Raw genomic sequence first — 21,769 nt, 5'->3', positions numbered from 1 at the left:
ATGCTCATCTTCACGTTCGACAAGTCAACGCCGCTGCCGTCGGACTTCACCCGAGGCTTCACGTTGTAGTCAATCACCCGCTTCACGGGCACGATGATCTTCATGCGATTCGGTCCTCTCTGATGTCAGGACGGCCAATTTAACCGCGCAGTTAAACGTTCCCGGCCGCTATTGCGCCCCCCACGCGCCGCGTCAAGCCCCGCGATATGAAGGCACTGAGCCGCGCCGTCGGCGGGAGCCGTGAAACCCCCGCCATTCGATATCGCGTATGTAATCGTCCCTGCGACGGGCCATCAGGCCGCCTTCTGGACTTCGGCGACGATCTTCTGCGCCGCGTCGCCCAGATCGTTGGCCGCCACGATCGGCAGGCCCGAACCCGCGAGGATATCCTTGCCCTGCTGCACGTTCGTCCCTTCGAGGCGCACGACCAGCGGCACCGAGAGGTTCACCTCCTTCGCCGCGGCGACGATGCCCTCGGCGATGATGTCGCACTTCATGATGCCGCCGAAGATGTTGACGAGGATGCCCTTCACCGCCGGGTCCGACAGGATGATCTTGAACGCCTCGGTCACCTTCTCCTTCGAGGCGCCGCCGCCGACGTCGAGGAAGTTGGCCGGGAAGGCGCCGTTGAGCTTGATGATGTCCATCGTCGCCATGGCGAGGCCGGCGCCGTTGACCATGCAACCGATGTTGCCGTCGAGCTTGATGTAGGCAAGGTCGTGCTTGCTGGCCTCGATCTCGGCGGGGTCTTCCTCGGTCTCGTCGCGCAGTTCCATCACGTCGGGGTGGCGGTAGAGCGCGTTCGAATCGAAGCTCATCTTGGTGTCGAGGACGAGGAGCTGGCCGTCCTTGGTCTCGACCAGCGGGTTGATCTCGAGCATCGCGCAGTCAAGCGCCATGAAGGCTTCGTAGAGCTGCTTCGTGACCTTCTGGGCCTGCTTGTTGAGATCGCCGCTCAGCTTGAGACCGAAGGCGACGGCGCGGCCGTGGTGCGGCTGGAAGCCTTCCGCCGGGTCGATGGTGATCGTGGTGATCTTCTCGGGAGTCGAGTGGGCGACTTCCTCGATGTCCATGCCGCCTTCGGTCGAGGCGATGATGGCGACGCGGCCACTGGCGCGGTCCACCAGCATGGAAAGGTAGTATTCCCGGGCGATGTCAACGCCGTCGGTCACGTAGAGGCGGTTCACCTGCTTGCCCGCGTCACCGGTCTGGATGGTAACGAGGGTATTGCCGAGCATTTCCCTGGCGCAGGCCTCAACTTCCTCGACCGACTTGGCGAGACGCACGCCGCCCTTGGCATCGGGCCCGAGTTCCTTGAACTTGCCCTTGCCGCGCCCGCCCGCATGAATCTGTGCCTTCACGACATAGAGCGGCCCCGGCAGCTGCTTGGCGGCCGCCACGGCTTCCTCCACCGTCAGGGCGGGGATGCCGGCGGGGATGCCCACGCCATATTTCGCAAGCAGTTCCTTGGCCTGGTACTCGTGAATGTTCATCGCTGAATCGCTTTCTGCTGGAGTTTCCTCGGTGAAGGCGCGGGGAGCCGAATTTTGTGCGCCGCCGCATAAGCACATCCCTGCGCGCTTGAAAAGTCCCGACCCCTGCCCACATGCATGGGCAATTCGCATCGCATTCGGGAAACAAGGTTCCCCTCAGTTGATTTCCTTCAGATGATAGACCGCGCCAGACTCGAATCGATCGTGCGCGAGGCTGGACGCCTCGCCCTTGCCGGCTGGCCGGGTGACGGGCACGCGCTCGATCACTGGGAAAAGACGCCCGGCAGCCCGGTCTGCGCGCTGGATCTGGCGGTCGACGCCTTTCTCAAGCAGGAGTTGTCCGCGCTGCTTCCCTCCGCGGGCTGGCTTTCCGAAGAAACCGCCGATGCCCCGGAGCGATTGCGCGACCAGCTTGTCTGGCTGGTCGATCCCATCGACGGGACGCGGGACTTCATTCGCGGACGGGACGGCTGGGCGATTTCGGTGGCCCTGGTCAACACCCGCCGGCCGCTGCTCGGATATCTCTATGCTCCCGCCCGCCGGCGCGAGGAAGGGGGCGAGTTCTGGAGCGGCGAGGCCGGCAAGGGAAGTTGGCGCAACGGCGAGCGACTCGCGGCCAGCAGTCGCGATTCGCTAGCCGGTGCCCGCGTCCCGGCCCGCAAGCTCGCAAGCGAGGACGCCGATCTGACCATGGTGGAACAGCCCAATTCGATCGCATTGCGCATGGCGATGGTCGCGGCGAACGAGGCGGATCTGCTCGCGACGCTGCGCTGGGGCTATGAATGGGATATCGCCGCCGCCGGCCTGATCGCCCGCGAAGCCGGCGCTACGGCGACCGACGCGTTCGGCAAGCCGCTCAACTACAACAAGCACGATCCGCGCGCCTTCGGTGTGCTGGTGACCTCCCCGGCGATCCATGACGAGGCGGTCGACCGGCTGGCCGCCCGCGCGCGCATGTTTTCGGCCTGAACAGACGGCGCATCCCGCGCCCTGCCTCATCCCGAGCGATGATAGGGATGCCCCGCCAGGATCGCGGTCGCCCGCCAGAGCTGTTCGGCCAGCATCGCGCGCGCCATGAGGTGCGGCCAGGTCATCTTTCCGAAACACAAAAGGTGGTCGGCGCCGGCGCGGGCCGCGTCGCCGTGGCCGTCGGCGGCACCGATCAGGAAGCGGCATTCGCGCACGCCCTCGTCGCGCCAGCGGCCGAGAAGGGCGGCGAATTCTTCCGAAGTCATCGGCTTGCCGCGTTCATCCAGCAGGATGTCGCGCGCGGGGGTTTGCGAGGGAGGCGGCACCTTGCCGCCGAGATCGGGCAATTCGGTGTGCCTGAAAGGCCAGCTTATCCGCCGGGCATAGCGATCCAGCAGCTCTGCCTCGGGCGAGCGGGCGATCTTTCCGCGAGCGATGATGTGCAAAAGCATGGTCTCGGCGCGCAATAGCCCGCGAAGGCGCCTTGCGCGTCTCAAATCCTCTCTGCGGAGCGCCCGGCCGGGCGGGGCTGGCGCTCAGCCGTCGCCGCTGTTCAAGCGGCGCCGGACGGCCCGTCGAAGCCCCACATCCTCTCAAGGTTGTAGAAGCTACGCACTTCCGGGCGGAAGATGTGGACGATCACGCTGCCCGCGTCGACCAGCACCCAGTCGGCCGCCGGCAGTCCTTCGATACGGGGATTGCCGAAGCCGCCCTGTTTGAGGCGCTCGGAAAGTTTCTGGGCCATCGCCGCGACCTGCCGCGTGGAACGGCCGGAAGCGATCACCATGTGATCGGCGATGCTCGATTTGCCTTCGAGATCGATCGAAACAAGATCCTGCGCCTGGTCGTCATCCAGGGATTGCAGGACAAGGGCCAATTGCGGGTCGTCACTGTCGACCATGGCCGGGGGCGTAGCGCCGGTTGAAGCCGGCTGTAGCTGTGCCTGTGGCATCTAGTTCGTTTCTGCTCCTTTCAGCGATCGTACGGGCAAGATGGGGACCATCTCGCCGCGTTCAATCAGGTTTTCAGAGTTTGGCGCGCGCTGGTGAGAGGCACGGGGCCTGCTCACGCTGCTTCTCCGGGAATCGGACGATATGTGACACCGTCCCGACAATGGCCGATGCGCGAAAGCCTTTCTGCCGACTTTCGAGCCCAGTCCGGATCGGCCCGGCGTATCGCCGTTGCCGAACGCGTGTCGGGGTCAAATTGCAATGTCACCAGCGCGGGTGCGCTCCACCTTTCCGGACCTCGAAGACTGGTCAGGGGCCTCCGGAATCTCCCCAGCCAGGCCATCGCGGGGCTCGCGAGGGCGACTGCATCATACCCCGGTCGGCTGATTACCGCAATCGGCATGAGCCGCGCGATCGTTCGCCAGTCCCGCCAAAGGTGCAACTGGACGAGATTGTCCGTGCCCATGAGCCAGACGAAGCGGCGCTTCGGGTAGCGCCGCAGGAGCTTCTTCAGCGTATCGACGGTATAGCGCGTACCCAGTTGACGCTCGATCGCGGTAACGCGAATGCGCGTACGCCGCGCCATCCGCCTGGCGGAAGCGACGCGCACGGCCAGCGGCGCCATGCCTTTCGCCGGTTTCAGCGGATTGCCGGGCGAAACGAGCCACCAGACCTCATCGAGCGCCAGCGCCTCCATCGCGAACAGGGAAATGCGCCGGTGGCCGCCGTGCGCCGGATTGAAGCTGCCGCCAAGCAGCCCGGTGACCGGGCCGCCGCGCCTTCTTGCGGAGCGCCCGTTCAGGGCCGCGCCTGCCCGGTCCCGCGCACCAGCCACTTGTATGTCGTCAGCCCTTCGAGCGCGACAGGGCCGCGCGCATGGAGGCGGCCCGTGGCAATGCCGATCTCCGCCCCGAGGCCGAATTCGCCGCCGTCGGCGAACTGGCTGGAGGCATTGACCATCACGATGGCGCTGTCGACTTCGGCCAGGAAACGTTCCGCCGCCGCGTCGTCGGCCGTGATGATTGCATCCGTGTGGTGCGAGGAATGCTCCGCGATGTGCTCGACTGCGGCTTCGAAGCCGTCGACGATGGCAACCGACAGCACCGCGTCGAGATATTCCGTATCCCAGTCTTCGTCGCTCGCGGGCAGAATGCGCGAATCGAGCGCGCGGGCGCGGGCGTCGCCGCGCAATTCGCAGCCTGCCTCGATCAGTGACGTCACGACGTCGCGCGACGCGGGGAACTGCGTGTCGAGCAGCAGCGTCTCCATCGCGCCGCAGATGCCGGTGCGGCGCATCTTGGCGTTGAGCACGACCGTTTTCGCCATTTCGGGATCGGCGGCGGAATGGACATAGGTGTGGCAGATGCCGTCAAGGTGGGCGAGAACGGGTACCCGGGCGTCGGCCTGGACGCGCGCCACGAGGCTCTTGCCGCCGCGCGGCACGATCATGTCGATCAGACCGGCGGCGGTCAGCATGGCGCCGACGACCGCGCGGTCCTGCGTCGGCACGAGCTGGATTGCCGCCGCGGGAAGCCCCACGCTTTCGAGGCCGCTGGCGAACGCCGAGCGTATCGCGCGGTTCGAATTCAGCGCTTCGCTGCCGCCGCGCAGCAGCGCGGCATTGCCCGAGCGCAGGCAAAGCGCGGCGGCGTCGGCGGTCACATTGGGCCGGCTTTCGTAGATGATGCCGATCAGACCGATCGGAATGCGCACCCGGCTGAGCCTGAGGCCGTTGGGGCGTTCGCCGGTGTCGATCACCTGGCCCACGGGATCGGGCAGCGAAGCGACCTGTTCCACCGCGTCGGCAATGCCGGCCAGCCGCGCGGGATCGAGCCGCAGGCGATCGAGCATGGCGCTTGTCAGACCCTTGGCTTCGCCGGCGGCAAGATCGAGCGCATTGGCCTCCAGGATCGGCGCCTCGGAATCGCGAAGGGCCGCGGCGGCGGCGCGCAGCGCGGCGGCCTTCTGCTCGTCCGTCAGCCGGGCGAGTACGCGCTGGGCGGCGCGGCCGTCGCGGGCTAGGCGCTCGACCAGCGCTTCAGGCGATTCGGCATCGGCATGGCCGGGAGAGGCTGTCTGAACGTTCATGCCCGCCGCCTAGCACCGGCAGGTCCGAATGTCACCGATCCTGAGCACCGCGAGAAACGTCTGCGCGGGGTTCAGCGCCCCCTCCTGAACACGAATCGCTTACTACCCTTGCGCGCTTGACCCGCAGAATCGCGAGACAGGCGAAGTGCAAGTTCCCTCAAGTCATCCCATCGACGGCTCAATTCACCCCGACTCGACAAGGAATTACGGTCAGCCGATTCGCGTTTTCGGCCTCCCGCTGCTAGCCCGCCACTCGGGTTTGGGACATAAAAACAGTCGAGCGGGGTCGTCTTGCAATTCAAATCAGCCGGAGCGCTGCTTAAGCGCTTCAGGGCCAAGTTTCCGGATCGCGAGTTCATCATGCGGTCCCAGGGACAGGTCCGCTTTATCCGTTTATCCTCGGGGATGCAGCTTGGCGCGCTGGGCATAGCGACGCTGCTGCTGACTGCCTGGGGCGGCTCGATGGGCGCGATGGCCTTCGAACGCTGGTCCGCCGACAGCGAGCGCGCCCAGCTGATCAGCCGCGAGGCACAGGTCGCTACCGCCGAGAGCCGGGTCGAGGAGTATCGCGACGGTATCGAGGACGTCACCTCCGATCTCGCCCGCCGCCAGAAATTCATCGAACAGATGGTCGAAGCGCATATCGGCGATCTTCCCGAGGACAGGAGCGACGGCGAGGCCGTTTCGGACAGCAAGGGCGAAGCCGCGAAGACCGTAAGCAAGGTCAGCGCCGTTCTTCCCGAAGCCGCAGGCCTCGCCCGCATCGAAGCCGAGCAGCTTGCTTTCGTCGAGCGCCTGACCCGCTATGCCGACCGCCGTTCCTCCGCCGCGTCGCAAGCCATCCGCAAGCTTGGGCTCAACCCCAATACTTTCGTCGCAGGATCGTCGCGCGCCGAAGGTGGTCCGTTGCTGCGCCTCGCCACCGGCAAGGATGGATTGCTCGACCCGCGCTTCAAGCGTCTGGGCGTCAGCCTTGCCCGCATGGATGCGCTGGAGAACGGCCTTGCCTCGATCCCGCAAGCGCAACCCGCGCATGTCGCATACGTTTCATCGAGCTTCGGCTATCGGTCGGACCCGTTCACCGGCGCCGCCGCGTTTCACGCCGGCCTCGACTTTCCCGGCCCGCTCGGCTCGCCGATCTATGCCGCCGCCAAGGGCAAGGTGACATTCGTGGGTCGCCGCCCCGGTTATGGCAACTGCATCGAGATCAGCCACGGCAACGGCCTGATGACGCGCTACGGCCATCTCTCGGCCTTCAAGGTCAAGGCGGGGCAGAAAGTCGACACCGGCACGGTCATCGCCGGCATGGGCAGCACCGGCCGCTCGACCGGCTCGCATCTCCACTTCGAAGTCCGCGTCAACGGCCGCCCGGTCAATCCGCGCCCGTTCCTCGAGGCTGCCGCAAATGTTCAGCAAGAAGCACACTAATATGGTCAAGACCGCCGCAAGTCATCGCGCGTCCAACAATGGTTCGACGTTTTCCATGCTCGGTTCCGATACGGGCATTGTCGGCAATATCGAGGCGACGGCGGACCTGCACGTCGACGGCCGGGTCGAAGGCGACATCGCCTGCAACGCACTGGTACAGGGCGAAGGCAGCGAGATCGTGGGCGCCGTGAAGGCCGAAATCGTGCGCATCGCCGGCACCGTGCGCGGCGTGATATCGGCGCGCGAAGTGGTCATCCTCAAGACGGCGACCATCGAAGGCGACGTCGCCTATGACGCGCTCACCATCGAACAGGGCGCCAGGCTCCACGGCCGCCTGACCCCGAACGGGGGCCATGTTCCCCCGGCGCTGGCCAAACCGCGCGTCGCCGAAGCCGAACTCGTCCTTACAGCCGCCGAATAAAGCAAGGATCCGTCGGCGGCCACGGGCCGCCGACGTCGCGGTCATCGCCGAAAAGGCAGGGCAGCGCGTCCGACGCGGAAGCGGCCCGAGAGCCTCTTTCCGCGCCGGATTGCAGTCTTTCGAAAAACGCTCGCGAAAACTACTGTCCGTTTTCCCCGCCCGATTCCGCCTCAGCCGCGCGCTTGGCCTCGAGCCAGGCGGCAACTTCGGCTTCCTGCGCGGCTTCGCTGGCGGCCTTGGCGGCAGCCTCGCGCTCGGCGCGCAGTTCCTCGATCAGCGCCTCACGGTCGCCGACGAGGTTTTCGTCACCGGTGCCCTCTTCCTCGATACCGGCCTTCTTGGCGGCCTTGGCGACGATCGCGTCGAGCTCACGCTGCGAGCACAGGCCGAGCGTGACCGGATCCTTCGGCGTGATGTTGGCGATGTTCCAGTGCGAACGCTCGCGGATCGCGGCGATGGTGTTGCGGGTGGTGCCAATCAGCTTGCCGATCTGCGCGTCCGAAACCTCCGGGTGGTTGCGCAGGATCCAGGCGATGCCGTCCGGTTTGTCCTGACGCTTCGAAACCGGCGTATAGCGCGGCCCCTTGGTGCGGCTGACCGTCACCGGCGCCTTGTGCATCCTGAGCTTGTATTCCGGGTCCTGCTGACCCTTTTCGATCTCTTCCATCGTCAGCTCACCCGCGCGAACGGGGTCGCGGCCGGTGTACTTGCTGGAAGCAAGATCGTCGGCCATGGCCTGCACTTCGAGCATGTGCAGGCCGCAGAACTCGGCGATCTGCTCGAAGCTGAGGGCAGTGTTGTCGACCAGCCAGGAGGCGGTCGCATGCGGCATGAGCGGAGTCGGCTGGCTCATTTTTGTGGATCTCCGACGAAACGTGAGCGAAAGGCGCAAACAATAAGGGCCGCCCCTTCGCGGAGCGGCCGTTCCCGACCCGATTTAGGGAAAGTTTGGGGATTCGGCAAGCGCGATGCCCTCAAATCGCGCCAATACGCGCTGCGGCGGCACAAACAAGGGCCCCGCCGGTTCATTTCGGCATCCTGGAGCGGCTAGTCCATGCGCACGTAACCGGAAAGCCCGGAGACGCGGTTCAGCCACTTGCAGACGGCCGCGTAATCCTGAAGCCGGAAGCCCCCTGCCTCGCACACATGAGTATAGGCATAGAGCGCGATATCGGCGAGCGTCACCGAATCGCCTACCATCCAGTCGCGGCGCGCAAGGTGATCCTCCATCACCGCCAGCGCCGCTTCGCCGCCGACGCGCTTGGCCATGATCTGGCCCTGCTGGAACGGGGTAAGGTTGGCTTCGCCGACGAAGAGGAGCCAGAAACGCAAGGTCGCGATATTGGGCTCGTGGTTGTACTGTTCGAAGAACATCCAGCGCAGCATGTCGGCCCGGTCGAAGCGGTCGGCGGGCACCAGCGCGGAGCCTTCGGCCAGATACCAGCACGCGGCGTTGCTTTCCGGAAGAAATCGGTCCCCGATCTGCAGCACCGGAATGCGGCCGTTCGCGTTGACGTTCGCAAGGAATTCGGGCGTGCGCGTCTCGCCCTTCATGATGTCGTATTGCCGGCGTTCGAGGGGAAGGCCGAGCAGCGAGGCCGTCAGGCGGATCTTGAAGCAGTTGCCGCTGCGCGGGTCTTCGTGAAGAATGAGATCTGCGGTCAAGCGGTCCTCCTCGGCCCGGCCGCGGGCCGCCGCGATCTTGCGCCTCGCCGCGTCATGGCGTCAACGCAATCCGCGGGGCAATCCACGGGCGCGCGCTACGCCTCAAGCACGATCTTCCCGATGTGGTCGCCCGCCTCCATGCGGGCATGGGCGGCGGCGGCGCGGTCCAGCGGAAAGCGCATGTCCATCACCGGGCGCAGCCTGCCCTGTTCGACCAGCGGCCAGGCATTGGCGCGGATTTCCTGGGCCAGCAGCGCCTTGAACTCGTCCGAACGCGGCCGAAGGGTAGAGCCGGTCAGCGTGTAGCGCCGGGTCATCACCACCGCCATGTTGATCTCGGCCCTGGCGCCACCCTGCACGGCGATGGTCACATGGCGTCCCTCGGGCGCGAGACACTTGAGGTTGCGCGCGACATAGTCGCCGGCGACCATGTCGAGCACGAGGTTCACCCCCTCTTTCCCGGTGATCCGGGCCACTTCCTCGACGAAATCGCTCGCCTTGTAGTCGATCGCGTGGTCGGCGCCGATCTCGATCGCCCGCGCGCACTTTTCCGGCGAGCCGCAGGTGACGATGACGCTCAGGCCGAAGAGCTTTCCCAGCATGATCGCCATCGTGCCGATCCCGCTGGTGCCGCCGTGAACGAGCAGCGTCTCGCCCTCGCGGGCATGGCCGCGCTCGAACACATTGTGCCAGACGGTAAACAGCGTTTCGGGAAGCGCCGCGGCCTCGTCGAGGGGAAGGTCGCCCGGCACCGGCAGGCAATGCGCCGCCTTGGCGAGGCAGAATTGCGCATAGCCGCCCCCCGAAACCAACGCGCAGACCCTGTCGCCTTCGGCAAGATCCGCCACGCCCGGCCCGACGGCGGCGACGGTGCCGGATATCTCCAGGCCCGGGATCGGCGAGGCGCCCGGCGGCGGGGGATACCTGCCCAATCGTTGTACCACGTCCGGTCGGTTCACCCCGGCGAACCCTACCCTGACGAGCACTTCGCCATACCCCGGCCTGGGTACGGGCAGCTCCTGAGCCTGCAGGACCTCAGGCCCGCCGGGGTTGAGAAAACCGATTGCTGTCATCGTTTTGGGCAAGTCTGCTGGCATGGGCACGTGCTTGCCACAGCGAATAGCCGGAGGGAAACCTCTTTCGCACCATTGACAGGGGCAAACTGCCGACCGATGCTGTTTCACGATGGACGATGACGATCGACCGCGGCTGCGGTCGCCCGAAGACGACTTCGGAGCCGCCAGCCTCCTGGCCAGTGAAAGCCTGGATGGCTATTCGCTGGAAGAACTCGACGCACGCATCGCACTTCTCGAAGCAGAGATCGCCCGCATCAGGGTTCACCGCGAAAAATCGGCCGCGCACATGCTCGCGGCCCGGTCCCTGTTCAGGCCGAAGACATCGTGACCCGGGCAAGGTTCGCTCTCGAACCTCGCAAGGCTACGGGATGTTCCTATATGGAGCTGGAAACGGTCTTGTGCCTAGAACCTCCCCGACGAGGAGAGTCGTCGCTCCCAATGAAAGTGTCGTAAATGCCAAGTTTCGCCCAAAGCCTCGAAAAGACACTGCATTCCGCGCTGTCGCATGCGTCAGAGCGTAGCCACGAGTACGCGACGCTCGAGCACCTGCTGCTCGCGCTGATCGACGATCCGGACGCCGCGCAGGTCATGCAGGCTTGCGGCGTGGACCTTGGCGATCTCGGCGACGTGGTGCGCCAGTACCTCGACCAGGAGTACCAGTCGCTCAAGACCGAGGACAAGGGCGACCCCGCACCGACCGCCGGCTTCCAGCGGGTGATCCAGCGCGCGATCCTGCACGTCCAGTCCTCGGGCAAGGACACGGTCACGGGCGCCAACGTGCTCGTCGCCCTGTTCTCGGAACGCGATTCCTATGCCGTCTATTTCCTGCAGCAGCAGGACATGAGCCGGTTGGATGCCGTCAGCTACATCAGCCACGGCATCGGCAAGGGCGGCAAGCGGATCGAGGACCGCACCCCAAAGGGCGCCGATGATCCCACCCCGAGCCCGGACGAAAAGGCAGAGGCCAAGGCCGCCAACAAGAAGGATTCGGCGCTCGACCAGTTCTGCGTGAACCTCAATGAGAAGGCGCTGGCCGGAAAAGTCGATCCGCTGATCGGCCGCGGGCCGGAGGTCGATCGCACCATCCAGATCCTCTGCCGCCGCTCCAAGAACAACCCGCTCTACGTCGGCGATCCGGGCGTGGGCAAGACCGCCATCGCCGAAGGCCTCGCGCGCAAGATCGTCGAGGGCGAAGTGCCCGAGGTTCTGTCCGAGGCCGTGATCTACTCGCTCGACATGGGCTCGCTGCTGGCCGGCACGCGCTATCGCGGCGACTTCGAGGAGCGCCTCAAGCAGGTTGTCGCCGAACTGGAAAAGATGCCGCACGCGATCCTGTTCATCGACGAGATCCACACGGTGATCGGCGCCGGCGCGACCAGCGGCGGCGCGATGGACGCCTCCAACCTGCTCAAGCCGGCGCTCTCGGGCGGCACGATCCGCTGCGTCGGGTCGACCACCTACAAGGAGTTCCGCAATCACTTCGAGAAGGACCGCGCGCTGCTGCGCCGGTTCCAGAAGATCGACGTGAACGAACCCACGGTGGAGGACACGATCAAGATCCTGAGGGGCCTGCGTTCGGCCTTCGAGGAGCACCACAAGGTCAAGTACACGCCCGACGCGATCAAGACCGCGGTTGAGCTTTCGGCGCGCTACATCAACGACCGCAAACTGCCCGACAAGGCGATCGACGTGATCGACGAGGTCGGCGCCATGCAGATGCTGGTGCCGCCCAGCCGCCGCAAGAAGACGATCACCGCGCGCGAGATCGAGGCGGTGATCGCGACTATGGCGCGCATCCCGCCCAAGTCGGTCAGCTCGGACGACAAGAAGGCGCTGGAAAACCTCGAACGCGACCTCAAGCGCGTCGTCTTCGGCCAGGACAAGGCCATCGAAGTGCTCTCGACCGCGATGAAGCTGAGCCGTGCCGGCCTGCGCGACCCGGACAAGCCGATCGGCTCGTTCCTGTTCTCCGGCCCCACCGGCGTCGGCAAGACCGAAGTCGCGCGCCAGCTCGCCTCGGTCATGGGCATTCCGATCCAGCGCTTCGACATGTCCGAATATATGGAACGCCATTCGGTCAGCCGCCTGATCGGCGCGCCTCCGGGCTATGTCGGGTTCGACCAGGGCGGATTGCTGACCGACGCCATCGACCAGCAGCCGCATTGCGTCCTGCTGCTCGACGAGATCGAGAAGGCGCACCCGGACCTGTTCAACATCCTGCTGCAGGTGATGGACAACGGCCGTCTGACCGACCACCACGGCAAGACCGTCGATTTCCGCAACGTGGTCCTCGTCATGACCACCAATGCCGGCGCGGCGGACATGGCGCGCCAGGGAATCGGCTTTGGCGACGTCTCCAAGGAGGACGCCAGCGACGAGGCCGTGAAGCAGATGTTCACGCCGGAGTTCCGCAACCGCCTCGATGCGATCGTGCCTTTCGCCTACCTCGGCAAGGAGACGATCAGCCGGGTCGTGGACAAGTTCATCCTCCAGCTCGAGCTGCAGCTGGCCGATCAGAACGTCCACATCCAGTTCGACTCCGACGCGCGCGAGTGGCTGGGCCATCGCGGCTACGACCGACTCTACGGCGCCCGCCCGATGGCGCGGGTCATCCAGGAGAAGGTCAAGCAGCCGCTCGCCGAGGAACTGCTGTTCGGCAAGCTCGCGCACGGCGGCGAAGTCCATGTTTCGATCAAGGATGATGCGCTCAATTTCGAGCTGACCCCATCGGCCCCGAAAGTGGCCAAGTCCAAGAAGAAAGCCGCCGCCAGGAAAACGGCGAAGAACAACGGCCCGCAGCCGGAGGAAAGCACCGACGACTGACGGCGTCGGGAATGAGTGACGAACGGGGCGGAAACCGAAGGTCTCCGCCCCGTTTTCGTTTCCATCCGGCCAAGCCGGCGATCCGGACCGATTTTCCCTGGTTGATCCCGATCAACGCCCTCGCGAACGCACCGCGATAGGAAAAAGCCAACGGTCATGTTCCGAGAGAAAACCAGTGTCGATCGAAGCTGAAGTCCAGACTCCCAATACCCCTTACTACCGTCTTGGCGGCGCGCCCGTGTTCGAGGCGATCTGCGACCGGTTCTACGACCTGATGGACGAGGATCCGCGATACGCCGAGCTGCGCGCAATGCATGCGCCGGACCTTACCCCCATACGCAAGGCCCTGCCGCAGTTCCTCGCCGGATGGGCGGGCGGGCCGCGCGACTGGTTCGAAGCCATCCCCGGCCGCTGCATGATGAGTGTCCACAAGTCCCTGACCATCGACCAGACCGTCGCCGTGCAGTGGGCCGAAGCCATGAAACGTGCCGTGGCCGATGTCGCGCCGGAACCGGCCGACATGGCACAGGCCATGGGCGAGGTGCTCGCGGACCTCGCGCGGGGGATGGGGAAAGCTTGACTTGCCGAATCCCTGAAGCCATGCTCAGTTGCAATATCTGCAACATCGCTGTTTAAGGCCTTTCGCGATTCGTCCTTGATTCCCGGTGACCCGACATGGGTTCCCTCCGGCCGGAATCGGGCTTTCGCTACCGGGACGATCATGGACTCTCTGCCGACGTCGCTCATGCGGCCCAAGCTGCTGACGACTCTGAAAACCTATTCGCTGGTGCAATTGCGCGCGGATGCCCTCGCCGGGCTGACCGTGGCCATTGTCGCCCTGCCGCTTTCGATGGCCCTTGCCATCGCGAGCGGCGCCTCGCCCGACAAGGGACTGGTCACGGCGGTGGTCGCCGGTTTCCTGATTTCCGCGCTCGGCGGATCACGGGTCCAGGTCGGCGGACCGACCGGGGCCTTCGTGGTCGTGATATCGGGCGTGATAGCCGAGCACGGCTATTCAGGGCTGGTGCTGGCTACGGGAATGGCGGGGCTGATCCTGATCGGCGCGGGCTATGCCGGGCTCGGACGCTTGATGAAGTTCGTGCCGATGCCGGTCGTTACCGGGTTTACGGCAGGCATCGCCGTAATCATCGCCTCAAGCCAGATCGGCGACTTCCTGGGTCTCGACGCAGGAAAGGTCCCGGCGGAATTTCTCGGGAAATGGGAGGCCTATTTCGGCGCGCTGGGTACGCTTTCGCAAGCAACGGCGATAATCGGCGCGGGGACGCTGGCCCTCATCCTGATCCTGAAGAAGCTGAATCCGAGGCTGCCCGGCTACCTGATCGGCATACTCGTCGCGTCGGTCGCGGTTTCCTGGCTGGCGCTCCCGGTCGAGACGGTCGGCCAGCGGTTTCCCGACATGCCGACAAGCCTGCCCGCGCCGCAGCTTCCGGTAATCTCGTTGCCCATGATCCGGGAAATCCTGCCCTCGGCCTTCACCATCGCCTTTCTGGCGGGAATCGAGGCCCTGCTGTCCGCCGTCGTGGCCGACGGCATGACCGGTTACAAGCATCGTCCCGGACAGGAACTGGTCGGCCAGGGAGCGGCCAATCTTGTTTCGGCGCTCTTCGGCGGCCTGCCCGCCACAGGCGCCATCGCACGTACCGCGACCAATATCCGGGCCGGCGCAAAGACGCCGATGGCAGGAATTTTCCACGCGCTGTTCCTGCTCGGCGCGCTTTTGGTCGCGGGGCCGCTGGTCGCCTATGTGCCGATGGCCGCGCTTGCCGCGATCCTGCTCATCGTCGCCTGGGGCATGAGCGAGGCCGAACGTTTCAAGGCGCTGATGCGAATGGAGGCAGGCGAGCGCGCCTTGCTGCTCCTGACCTTCGGGCTTACCGTGCTTGTCGACCTGACCGTGGCGATCGGCGTGGGCGTGACGCTCGCCTCGCTCCTGTTCATGGCGCGCATGAGCGAGACGACCGGCCTGCTCGGCGAGGACCAGAGCGTCGAGGATCCAGAGCAGCGTGCCGCGCTTCCGGAAGGAACCGAAGTGTTCCGCATCGCCGGCCCCATGTTCTTCGGTGTCGCCGGCGAGATGCTCGATGCGCTCAACCGCATCGGCCGGGCGCCGCGCGCCATCATCCTGCGTTTCGACCGCGTTCCCTATATGGATTCGTCCGGCGTCAACGTGCTCGAGACTTTCGTTCGCCAGGCAAAGGGCAGCGGCGCGCGAGTGATCCTCTGCGACATGCCGCCGCCTGTCTGGGACACGCTGGTCCGCTCATCCCCGCGCTTTGCCGGCGCCGAACGGGTCAAGACGCTGGCCTCGGCCCTGTCGCGCCTGGAACGCGTCGACCCCCGGTCGGAGTGACCCCGAAGTGACCGGAACTACAGTTCGATCCTGAATTGCTTCTCCCGGGAAGTTGCGCCGCGCAACAATTCTATTCGTGAGGGAGCCACACCGAGCGCGGCTGCAAGCAGACGGCGCACGGCATCGTTGGCCTTGCCGTCCTCGGGCTTGGCGCGAACTTTCGCGAGCAGGTTGCCCTCGGCAATCTCGAGCGCCTCGGTCCTGGCGCCGGGCGTGACCCGCACCGCCAGCCGCCCCTCGCCGTCGATCAGCGCGCGGACCGCTTCGGACGGCGGCATCTCGGGCCGGGGCTTCGCCATCAGTCCTTCAGGCCGAGCGCCTCGATGTGCATGCGGCCGTTAATGACGTATCCGGCGACGCCCGCCTGGTTGGCCGCGACCGCCGCGTCGTCAAGATCGCGCATATGCTTGGCCGGGCGGCCGATCCAGAGCTGGCGCGCACCGATGCGCTTGCCGGTAAGCATCGCGCCGGCCGCAAGCATGCCTTCCGACTCGATATAGCTGCCGTCCATCACGATCGAACCGAGACCGACGAAAGCGCGATCCTCCAGCGTGCAGCCATGAACCATTGCCATATGCCCGATCAGCACATCGTCGCCGATGATCGTCGGGAAGCCATCGGGATTGCTCGGCTTGGGGCTGTCGCAATGGACCACCGTGCCGTCCTGGATATTGGTGCGCGCACCGATGACGACGCGGTGGACATCCGCGCGGATCACGCAGTTGTACCAGATGCTCGCGTCAGGGCCGATCTCGACATTGCCGATAATCCGGCAGCCCGGCGCAATGAAGGCGCTCGAGTGAATCCTGGGAGCCTTGCCGTTGATGGCGGCCAATGTGATGTCGGTGCGATTCTCGGTCATGGGTTTCCTGTCAGACTGCGCCAGCGGATATGCGGCAGGATCGAGGCGTGGTTATCTGTCCACGGCCGCTCCGCCGGCGGCTCGAGCGGACTCCATGGGCTATCGGGGTGCATTTGCACAAGCCCGTCGATTTGCGATGAATCGCGCGAAAGGGCGATCCAGCGCGAGGGCGTATAGCGCTCCCGATCGTCAGGAAAATCCATCCGGGACCGGGCAAAAAGGCCCTCCCGCCGCGCCACCGCGGCGATCACCGGTTCGAGGTCGATGTAGCGGTTGGAGATGTGCACCATGAGGAGGCCGCGCGGCGCGAGCGCGCGCAGATAGACCTCGAACGCCTCCTGGGTGAGCAGGTGAAGCGGGATTGCGTCGGACGAGAAAGCGTCGATCGCCAGCACGTCGAAGGAGCCGGGCGAGGCCTTTTCCAGCTCCAGACGCGCATCGCCGAGGACCACGCGGGCTTGCGGTGTACAATCGCGCAGATACGTGAACTGGCCCGAGGTCGAATAGCGCAGGATCACGGGATCGATCTCGAAGAACGTCCATTGCTGTCCCGGCACGGCGAGGCAGGCGAGCGATCCCGTGCCGAGCCCGACTATGCCGATCCGCGCGCGCCCTCCCTGAAGCGCCGGCGTCGCCGCGAGCGCCTGGCCGATACCGGAGGTCGGGCCATAGTAGGTCATCGGCTTGTTCCGCTCCGCCGGGTCGAGCGACTGCTGGCCGTGCAGCGTGGTGCCGTGCGTCAGGATGCGCAGCCGCGAATCCGGATAGTCGCGCACGGTATAGATGCCGAAATAGCTGCGCGTGCGCTCACCCTTCAGGCTGGCGCGGATTGTCCAGCTGCCGCCCTGCGCCACCATGGCCATGACGAGAACCAGCACGAAGGCCCAGCGCCAGGCCATGACCAGAACCGCGATCGCGATCATGAACACGGTCAGCAGCGTGACCTGCAGCCCGGTATCGGAGCGCAGCGCGACATCGTCGAGCCGAAAGGCGAGCAGCAGTGCCAGCGCCAGGAACAGGACCAACACAATGCGCGCCATGCGCGGATCGAGTCCGTCCATGCGGCGCCAGCGCAGCAATTCGTGGAGCGGCATCAGCGCGGCGGCAGCCAGGATCAGCAGCGGATGCTCCCAGACCCAGTCGAACACGAGCGGAGCTATCAGCGCGGTGAACAGACCTCCCAGGGCCCCGCCGGCGGCCATGACCAGATAGAAGGTGGTAAGGCGGCCGGCGTCGGGCCGCAGGTCGTAGAGACGCGAATGGAGCGAGACGGCGACCGTGAAAAGCAGCAGGCAGCCTCCGCCCGCCAGCAATAACGTGCCCGCGCCGTTCGATCGCATCGCAAAGCTGCCGAAGGCGGCGACGACGACCGGCGCGATAACGGTTACGGTCCGCGCGGCCCCGCGCCAATCGGCAAAGGCCACGACGAAACTGAGCAGGTATAGCCCGAGCGGAATGACCCAGAGCAGCGGCGAGGCGAAGATGTCCGTGGTGAGGTGCGTGGTCGTCGAGAGCATCAGCCCCGACGGCACCGCCGAAAGCGCCAGCCAGTGCAGCTTGCGGCGCAGCGGCACGGGCTCTGCCGCCACCGTTGCCGAAGCCGTGGGCGCGGCGGCGCCGCGCCGGCTCCACGCGCAAAGCACGACCAGCACTATCAGCAGGCCATAGCCGAGCGCCCATCCCAGGCTCTGCGCATCCAGCGAAAGCAGCGGCTCGGCCAGCAGCGGATAGGTGATGAGTCCCGAAAAACTTCCCAGATTGGATGCGGCATAGAGTGCCCAGGGGGCACCGGCCCTCGCGTCGGCGACGAACCAGCGCTGCATGAGCGGGGCCTGCGCCGAAACGAGAAGGAAGACCGGGCCCACGCTCAACAGAAACAGCCAGGGAACCCAGACCGCTTCCCAGCCGGGCAAGGCGGCGGGCAACCGCGCAAGCGCGATCGGCAGGCTCAACACGGCGAGGAATAGCGCCGCGACATGGATCAGGACCTGCCGCGGCAAGGATCTTTGCGAAAGCCAGTGGGCATAGCCGTAACCGGCAAGCAGCAGTGCCTGATAGACCAGCATCGCGCTGTTCCAGACATTCGGCGCGCCGCCCAGCTGCGGCAGCGCCATGCGGGCCACCATCGGCTGGATGAGAAACAGCAGGAAGCTGCCGACGAAGACTGTCGCCACGAACAGCGGGCGCCAGACCAGAGGCGCGCCCGCACTCACCCGATTGCCCGCCACTCGTCCCTGTCGATGGAATAGACGATGATCCTGCCGGTCTCCGGGTCAAATTCGTCGCTGGCGAAATCAAGGTCCCGACGGCGTTTCATGCCGAGCCGGCACATGAGCCCCCAACTCGGCTCATTACCTTCGACCGTAAGCGCAATGACATGCGGCGCGCTGAACCGTTCGAAAGCGAGCGCCAGAGCAGCCTGCGCAGCCTCTCTCGCATACCCTCTTCCCCATGCGTCTTCGCGGAGCCGCCAGCCGATCTCGAAATCTCCGATCGGCGCGCCTTGCTGGTTTGCCTTTTTCAGACCGCAAAATCCGATCAGTTCACCCGACAGGTGCCCGCCATCGTCTTTTCTGAGGAGCACCCAAAAGGTATGGCCATGTTCAGCGTTATAGGCTTCCAGCCGTTCGCGCTGTCGGCGCATGCCTTCGGCATCGAGCACACCGCCGAGCCAGCGCATCACGGCGGGGGTGTTGGTCAAGGCGAAGCACGGCTCCCAATCCCTTTCCTGCCAATCGCGCAGAATGAGCCGGTCCGTCTCAAGATGGAAGGCCGCCATCGCTTCAGCCATTGAGCAACCGCGCGGCATGGGCGGCGTAGTAGGTCAGCACGCCCGAACAGCCCGCGCGCTTGAAGGCAAGCAGCGTCTCCAGCACCAGTGCGTCGCGGTCCCCCGCCCCGGCCGCGACGGCCGCCTCGATCATCGCGTATTCGCCCGAGACCTGATAGGCGAAGACCGGCACCTCGAACGTCTCCTTCACCCGGCGGACGATGTCGAGATAGGGCAGGCCGGGCTTCACCATGACGCTGTCCGCGCCTTCGGCCAGGTCCATCTCGACTTCGCGCAGGGCTTCCTCGCTGTTGGCGGGGTCCATCTGGTAGGTCTTCTTGTCGCCCTTGAGCAGTCCGCGCGATCCGACCGCGTCGCGGAACGGGCCGTAGAAGGACGAGGCATACTTGGCGGCATAGGACATGATCTGGATGTTGGCGTGGCCGGCATCCTCGAGCGCATCGCGGATCGCGCCGATGCGGCCGTCCATCATGTCGGAGGGCGCGATGATGTCGGCGCCCGCGGCCGCCTGGTTGAGCGCCTGCCCGACGAGCACTTCGACGGTCTCGTCATTGAGCACATAACCGGCGGCGTCGATCAGCCCGTCCTGCCCGTGGCTGGTGTAGGGATCGAGCGCGACATCGGTGAGCAGGCCGATCCTGTCGCCCAGCGCGTCGCGCACCGCACGGATCGCGCGGCACATGAGATTGTCGGGATTGAGCGCTTCGCCGCCGTTCTCGCTGCGCCGGTCGGGCTGCGTATTGGGAAACAGCGCCAGGCATGGAATGCCAAGCTCGGCCGCTTCCTTCGCCCGCGCGACCACGCCATCGACCGACCAGCGCGACACGCCCGGCAGCGCGGCGATCGGCTCCTCCACCCCCTCGCCTTCGGTGACGAAGAGCGGCCAGATCAGGTCTGCTGGAGTAAGCACGTTTTCGCGGTGCATGGCGCGGCTCCAGGCCGTGGCGCGGGTGCGGCGCAGTCGAGTGTGGGGATAGGATCCGGTCATGCCGGGTGCTTGCCCGAAATTTCGGCCTCGTTCAATTCGGACGGGTGGCCGATGGGCGGTCAGCCGATCTTCTTTGGCGCCAGCCGGTCGATCTCGCGTTCGGCCTCGGCGAGCTGTTCCTCGCGCGTCGCGAAATTGGCAAGGGCAGCGCCCGGCTCGACCGCCAGCAGCGCATTCATCCGCCGCTTGAACTCGCCGCGCTCCTTGCCGTCGAGCTGCGGCCGCGAGACGAAACGAATGCTCATCGGATCGACCGTCCTGCCGGCCCGATAGGCTTCGAAATGCAGGTGCGGCCCGGTTGAAAGCCCGGTCGAGCCGACATAGCCGATGACCTGCCCTGCCCGGACGCGCGCGCCGTTCTTCACCGCGATCCGGCTCATGTGGCCATAGCCGGTGCCGATGCCGCCGCCATGGTTGATGCGCACGTAGTTGCCATGGCCGCCATGACGGCCGGCATAAGTGATGGTTCCTTCGCTCACGGCATGAATCGGCGTGCCGTAGCCTGCCCCGAAATCGATCCCGGCATGCATGCGCTTGTAGCCCAGGATCGGGTGCCGGCGCATGCCGTAGCGGGACGTGATTCGCCCCGGGACCGGCATGCCGATCGGCGCGCTGCGTGTCTCGCCAATTCCCGAAGCGGCGAACATCTGCCCGTCCTTGCCCCAGCGCATGAGCTGCAGGCGCGGCTTGCCGTCGCGCTCGACCCCTGCGTAGAGCAGTTCACCCACCTGCCGCTCGCCCTTGGCGGAGCGCTTGTAGGCAAGGATCAGATCGAACGCGTCGCCTGAGGTGACATCGCTTTCGAGCGAAAGGTATTTGTCGACCGCGCGCAGGTAGGACTGGATCGCCGCGACCGGAGCGCCGGCGTTGCGCGCCGAGCGGTAGAGGCTGGAGCCCACCGTGCCGCGAATGCGCAGCGGCGTTTCATCGACCGCGATCGGGTGCCGCACCAGCGTCAGCGCTCCGTCGTTGCGTTCGATCGCAAGGTCGAGGTCGAATCTCGCGCGAAAGGCGAGTTCATCGAGCGCGCGCGGCGCGCCTTCGGCCGGGCGCTTGCCCAGCGTGATGTCGAACTGCGTACCCGACGCGATCTCGCCGGGCGGGACGGCGCGCGCGACAAGCTCGGAGACCTGCGAAATATCGGACGATCCCACGCCGGCGCGCTGCAGCATGCGCTGCAGGCTGTCCCCCTGGCCCAGCGTCGAGACGAGCTGGATCATCGGCCGCTCCGGCACACGGGCGAGCGGATGCACCAGCGGGCTGGCGCCCATCTTGCGGCCGCTATCGCCTCCCAGCGCGAGCGGCGCGATCGTCTGGCTGCGGAATTCGTCGCGGATGCGGTCGTTGAACGGTATCGGCGTCGCCGCCTCGACCGCGGAGAAGCTGGGCCAGAAGGCGACCGCGGCGGCACTCAGCCCGAACAGCGTGGCCAGCCCCCGGTACCAGCGCGGACTGCCGATGTCGGCAGCGAGATCCGGCGCCAGTTCGACGTTGTGGCACCAGGCCTCGATGTCATGCTTCCACTTGTCGAGGCGCGCGCGCCAGGGGAGCGGTGCTGGCTCCTGCTCAATTCGGTTTGCTTCAAGCCGTGGCAGGGGCGGGGATTCCACAAGAGCAGCATCCGGCAGCGCCTGTGCATGCGAAAGGGACGGCGCCTGCGCCGCGCCCCCGGAATATCCTTCCCCGGCATGAATGCCGGCGTCCCCGTCCAGCTCCTTGAACAAGCGCCCTTCCCTCGTCGCCACTGTGGGCTCTGCCGCGAGCCTCGCGCCCACCCCGGGGCACATTCGGTAAAATTCCTGCATGCTCAAGGTTAAGGCTCCCCTAACGCTGTGGATTACCGC

General features: G+C 65.9%; 21 protein-coding genes and 1 pseudogene. 7 read left to right on the top strand and 15 right to left on the bottom strand.

What is annotated here, in order from left to right; all coding sequences use genetic code 11:
- Together IEX32_RS11995 and sucC are read right to left on the bottom strand one after the other, a co-directional pair.
- A pseudogene (locus IEX32_RS11995) lies at positions 1-104 on the bottom strand (electron transfer flavoprotein subunit beta/FixA family protein); the annotation flags it as partial.
- A gap of 189 nt (positions 105-293) precedes the next feature.
- Positions 294-1,493, bottom strand: coding sequence for an ADP-forming succinate--CoA ligase subunit beta (sucC, locus tag IEX32_RS11990; RefSeq protein WP_188771761.1), 1,200 nt, complete (start codon positions 1,491-1,493; stop codon positions 294-296).
- Between the two features lie 174 nt (positions 1,494-1,667).
- Here sucC and IEX32_RS11985 point away from each other — a divergent pair, with 174 nt between their 5' ends.
- Positions 1,668-2,462 (top strand): 3'(2'),5'-bisphosphate nucleotidase CysQ, encoded by a 795-nt coding sequence (locus tag IEX32_RS11985; RefSeq protein WP_188771760.1) that lies wholly within the window; start codon positions 1,668-1,670, stop codon positions 2,460-2,462.
- A gap of 26 nt (positions 2,463-2,488) precedes the next feature.
- Here the strand turns inward: IEX32_RS11985 and IEX32_RS11980 are convergent, their stop codons facing one another.
- The 4 genes from IEX32_RS11980 to IEX32_RS11965 form a co-directional block, all read right to left on the bottom strand.
- On the bottom strand, positions 2,489-2,914 hold the full coding sequence (locus IEX32_RS11980; protein WP_188771759.1) for a 23S rRNA (pseudouridine(1915)-N(3))-methyltransferase RlmH: 426 nt from the start codon (positions 2,912-2,914) through the stop codon (positions 2,489-2,491).
- 101 nt (positions 2,915-3,015) lie between these two features.
- Positions 3,016-3,414, bottom strand: a complete 399-nt coding sequence (rsfS, locus tag IEX32_RS11975) for a ribosome silencing factor (RefSeq protein ID WP_188771758.1) — start codon at positions 3,412-3,414, stop codon at positions 3,016-3,018.
- Between the two features lie 113 nt (positions 3,415-3,527).
- Positions 3,528-4,247 (bottom strand): nicotinate-nucleotide adenylyltransferase, encoded by a 720-nt coding sequence (locus tag IEX32_RS11970; protein ID WP_188771757.1) that lies wholly within the window; start codon positions 4,245-4,247, stop codon positions 3,528-3,530.
- Positions 4,211-5,500, bottom strand: a complete 1,290-nt coding sequence (locus tag IEX32_RS11965; protein ID WP_188771756.1) for a glutamate-5-semialdehyde dehydrogenase — start codon at positions 5,498-5,500, stop codon at positions 4,211-4,213. The genes IEX32_RS11970 and IEX32_RS11965 overlap by 37 nt, the downstream gene beginning before the upstream one ends.
- Before the next feature lie 291 nt (positions 5,501-5,791).
- On the opposite strand from IEX32_RS11965, the gene IEX32_RS11960 reads away from it, so the two are divergent.
- Positions 5,792-6,928 carry a M23 family metallopeptidase gene (locus IEX32_RS11960; protein ID WP_188771755.1) on the top strand — a complete coding sequence of 379 codons (1,137 nt, stop codon included), beginning with the start codon at positions 5,792-5,794 and terminating at the stop codon, positions 6,926-6,928.
- 1 nt (position 6,929) lies between these two features.
- Positions 6,930-7,349: a bactofilin family protein gene (locus IEX32_RS11955; RefSeq protein ID WP_188771754.1), complete on the top strand. Its 420-nt coding sequence runs from the start codon at positions 6,930-6,932 to the stop codon at positions 7,347-7,349.
- Positions 7,350-7,488: 139 nt separating this feature from the next.
- Here the strand turns inward: IEX32_RS11955 and IEX32_RS11950 are convergent, their stop codons facing one another.
- The 3 genes from IEX32_RS11950 to IEX32_RS11940 form a co-directional block, all read right to left on the bottom strand.
- The gene (locus IEX32_RS11950) at positions 7,489-8,202 is read right to left on the bottom strand and encodes a DUF1013 domain-containing protein (RefSeq protein WP_188771753.1); all 714 of its coding nucleotides are present in this window, start codon (positions 8,200-8,202) and stop codon (positions 7,489-7,491) included.
- A 194-nt stretch (positions 8,203-8,396) separates the two neighbouring features.
- Entirely contained in the window at positions 8,397-9,014 is a 618-nt protein-coding gene (locus IEX32_RS11945) for a glutathione S-transferase family protein (RefSeq protein ID WP_188771752.1), read from the bottom strand.
- 95 nt (positions 9,015-9,109) lie between these two features.
- The gene (locus IEX32_RS11940) at positions 9,110-10,111 is read right to left on the bottom strand and encodes an NAD(P)H-quinone oxidoreductase (protein WP_188771751.1); all 1,002 of its coding nucleotides are present in this window, start codon (positions 10,109-10,111) and stop codon (positions 9,110-9,112) included.
- A gap of 88 nt (positions 10,112-10,199) precedes the next feature.
- Between IEX32_RS11940 and IEX32_RS11935 the strand changes: the two genes are divergently transcribed.
- The 4 genes from IEX32_RS11935 to IEX32_RS11920 all read left to right on the top strand — a co-directional run bounded on the left by IEX32_RS11935 (position 10,200) and on the right by IEX32_RS11920 (position 15,284).
- Complete coding sequence (locus IEX32_RS11935) at positions 10,200-10,418, top strand: DUF1192 domain-containing protein (protein ID WP_188771750.1); 219 nt, start codon at positions 10,200-10,202, stop codon at positions 10,416-10,418.
- 125 nt (positions 10,419-10,543) lie between these two features.
- Positions 10,544-12,913, top strand: a complete 2,370-nt coding sequence (gene clpA / locus IEX32_RS11930) for an ATP-dependent Clp protease ATP-binding subunit ClpA (protein ID WP_188771749.1) — start codon at positions 10,544-10,546, stop codon at positions 12,911-12,913.
- A 175-nt stretch (positions 12,914-13,088) separates the two neighbouring features.
- Positions 13,089-13,493 (top strand): group II truncated hemoglobin, encoded by a 405-nt coding sequence (locus tag IEX32_RS11925; protein WP_229736339.1) that lies wholly within the window; start codon positions 13,089-13,091, stop codon positions 13,491-13,493.
- A gap of 141 nt (positions 13,494-13,634) precedes the next feature.
- Entirely contained in the window at positions 13,635-15,284 is a 1,650-nt protein-coding gene (locus tag IEX32_RS11920) for a SulP family inorganic anion transporter (RefSeq protein ID WP_229736338.1), read from the top strand.
- Between the two features lie 17 nt (positions 15,285-15,301).
- Here IEX32_RS11920 and IEX32_RS11915 read toward each other — a convergent pair whose 3' ends face one another.
- The 6 genes from IEX32_RS11915 to IEX32_RS11890 are packed head-to-tail and all read right to left on the bottom strand — an operon-like array spanning position 15,302 to position 21,649.
- Entirely contained in the window at positions 15,302-15,583 is a 282-nt protein-coding gene (locus IEX32_RS11915; RefSeq protein ID WP_188771748.1) for a DUF167 domain-containing protein, read from the bottom strand.
- The gene (locus IEX32_RS11910; protein WP_188771747.1) at positions 15,583-16,146 is read right to left on the bottom strand and encodes a gamma carbonic anhydrase family protein; all 564 of its coding nucleotides are present in this window, start codon (positions 16,144-16,146) and stop codon (positions 15,583-15,585) included. Before IEX32_RS11910 ends, IEX32_RS11915 begins: the two co-directional genes overlap by 1 nt.
- Positions 16,143-18,374, bottom strand: a complete 2,232-nt coding sequence (locus tag IEX32_RS11905; RefSeq protein WP_229736337.1) for a spermidine synthase — start codon at positions 18,372-18,374, stop codon at positions 16,143-16,145. The genes IEX32_RS11910 and IEX32_RS11905 overlap by 4 nt, the downstream gene beginning before the upstream one ends.
- Entirely contained in the window at positions 18,356-18,925 is a 570-nt protein-coding gene (locus IEX32_RS11900) for a GNAT family N-acetyltransferase (protein ID WP_188771773.1), read from the bottom strand. Before IEX32_RS11900 ends, IEX32_RS11905 begins: the two co-directional genes overlap by 19 nt.
- A 4-nt stretch (positions 18,926-18,929) precedes the next feature.
- Complete coding sequence (hemB, locus tag IEX32_RS11895) at positions 18,930-19,925, bottom strand: porphobilinogen synthase (protein ID WP_188771746.1); 996 nt, start codon at positions 19,923-19,925, stop codon at positions 18,930-18,932.
- Positions 19,926-19,984: 59 nt separating this feature from the next.
- Positions 19,985-21,649, bottom strand: coding sequence for a M23 family metallopeptidase (locus IEX32_RS11890; RefSeq protein ID WP_229736336.1), 1,665 nt, complete (start codon positions 21,647-21,649; stop codon positions 19,985-19,987).
- Positions 21,650-21,769 lie beyond the last annotated feature (120 nt).

Origin of the sequence: Novosphingobium endophyticum (genome assembly GCF_014640675.1) — a bacterium.
GTDB classification, from domain to species: domain Bacteria; phylum Pseudomonadota; class Alphaproteobacteria; order Sphingomonadales; family Sphingomonadaceae; genus Novosphingobium; species Novosphingobium endophyticum.
The sequence above is the reverse complement of the archived record's forward strand: the minus strand, read 5'-3'. Positions and strand labels throughout refer to the sequence as shown.

What these genes read in the sequence shown, in the direction of transcription:
- IEX32_RS11920 (WP_229736338.1), top strand. Translation starts at nt 13,635, where the DNA reads ATGGACTCTCTGCCGACGTCGCTCATGCGGCCCAAGCTGCTGACGACT.
- IEX32_RS11965 (WP_188771756.1), bottom strand. Translation starts at nt 5,500, where the DNA reads ATGAACGTTCAGACAGCCTCTCCCGGCCATGCCGATGCCGAATCGCCT.
- IEX32_RS11935 (WP_188771750.1), top strand. Translation starts at nt 10,200, where the DNA reads ATGGACGATGACGATCGACCGCGGCTGCGGTCGCCCGAAGACGACTTC.
- IEX32_RS11980 (WP_188771759.1), bottom strand. Translation starts at nt 2,914, where the DNA reads ATGCTTTTGCACATCATCGCTCGCGGAAAGATCGCCCGCTCGCCCGAG.
- IEX32_RS11915 (WP_188771748.1), bottom strand. Translation starts at nt 15,583, where the DNA reads ATGGCGAAGCCCCGGCCCGAGATGCCGCCGTCCGAAGCGGTCCGCGCG.
- IEX32_RS11950 (WP_188771753.1), bottom strand. Translation starts at nt 8,202, where the DNA reads ATGAGCCAGCCGACTCCGCTCATGCCGCATGCGACCGCCTCCTGGCTG.
- rsfS (WP_188771758.1), bottom strand. Translation starts at nt 3,414, where the DNA reads ATGCCACAGGCACAGCTACAGCCGGCTTCAACCGGCGCTACGCCCCCG.
- IEX32_RS11940 (WP_188771751.1), bottom strand. Translation starts at nt 10,111, where the DNA reads ATGCCAGCAGACTTGCCCAAAACGATGACAGCAATCGGTTTTCTCAAC.
- IEX32_RS11900 (WP_188771773.1), bottom strand. Translation starts at nt 18,925, where the DNA reads ATGGCGGCCTTCCATCTTGAGACGGACCGGCTCATTCTGCGCGATTGG.
- sucC (WP_188771761.1), bottom strand. Translation starts at nt 1,493, where the DNA reads ATGAACATTCACGAGTACCAGGCCAAGGAACTGCTTGCGAAATATGGC.
- IEX32_RS11910 (WP_188771747.1), bottom strand. Translation starts at nt 16,146, where the DNA reads ATGACCGAGAATCGCACCGACATCACATTGGCCGCCATCAACGGCAAG.
- hemB (WP_188771746.1), bottom strand. Translation starts at nt 19,925, where the DNA reads ATGACCGGATCCTATCCCCACACTCGACTGCGCCGCACCCGCGCCACG.
- clpA (WP_188771749.1), top strand. Translation starts at nt 10,544, where the DNA reads ATGCCAAGTTTCGCCCAAAGCCTCGAAAAGACACTGCATTCCGCGCTG.
- IEX32_RS11985 (WP_188771760.1), top strand. Translation starts at nt 1,668, where the DNA reads ATGATAGACCGCGCCAGACTCGAATCGATCGTGCGCGAGGCTGGACGC.
- IEX32_RS11955 (WP_188771754.1), top strand. Translation starts at nt 6,930, where the DNA reads ATGGTCAAGACCGCCGCAAGTCATCGCGCGTCCAACAATGGTTCGACG.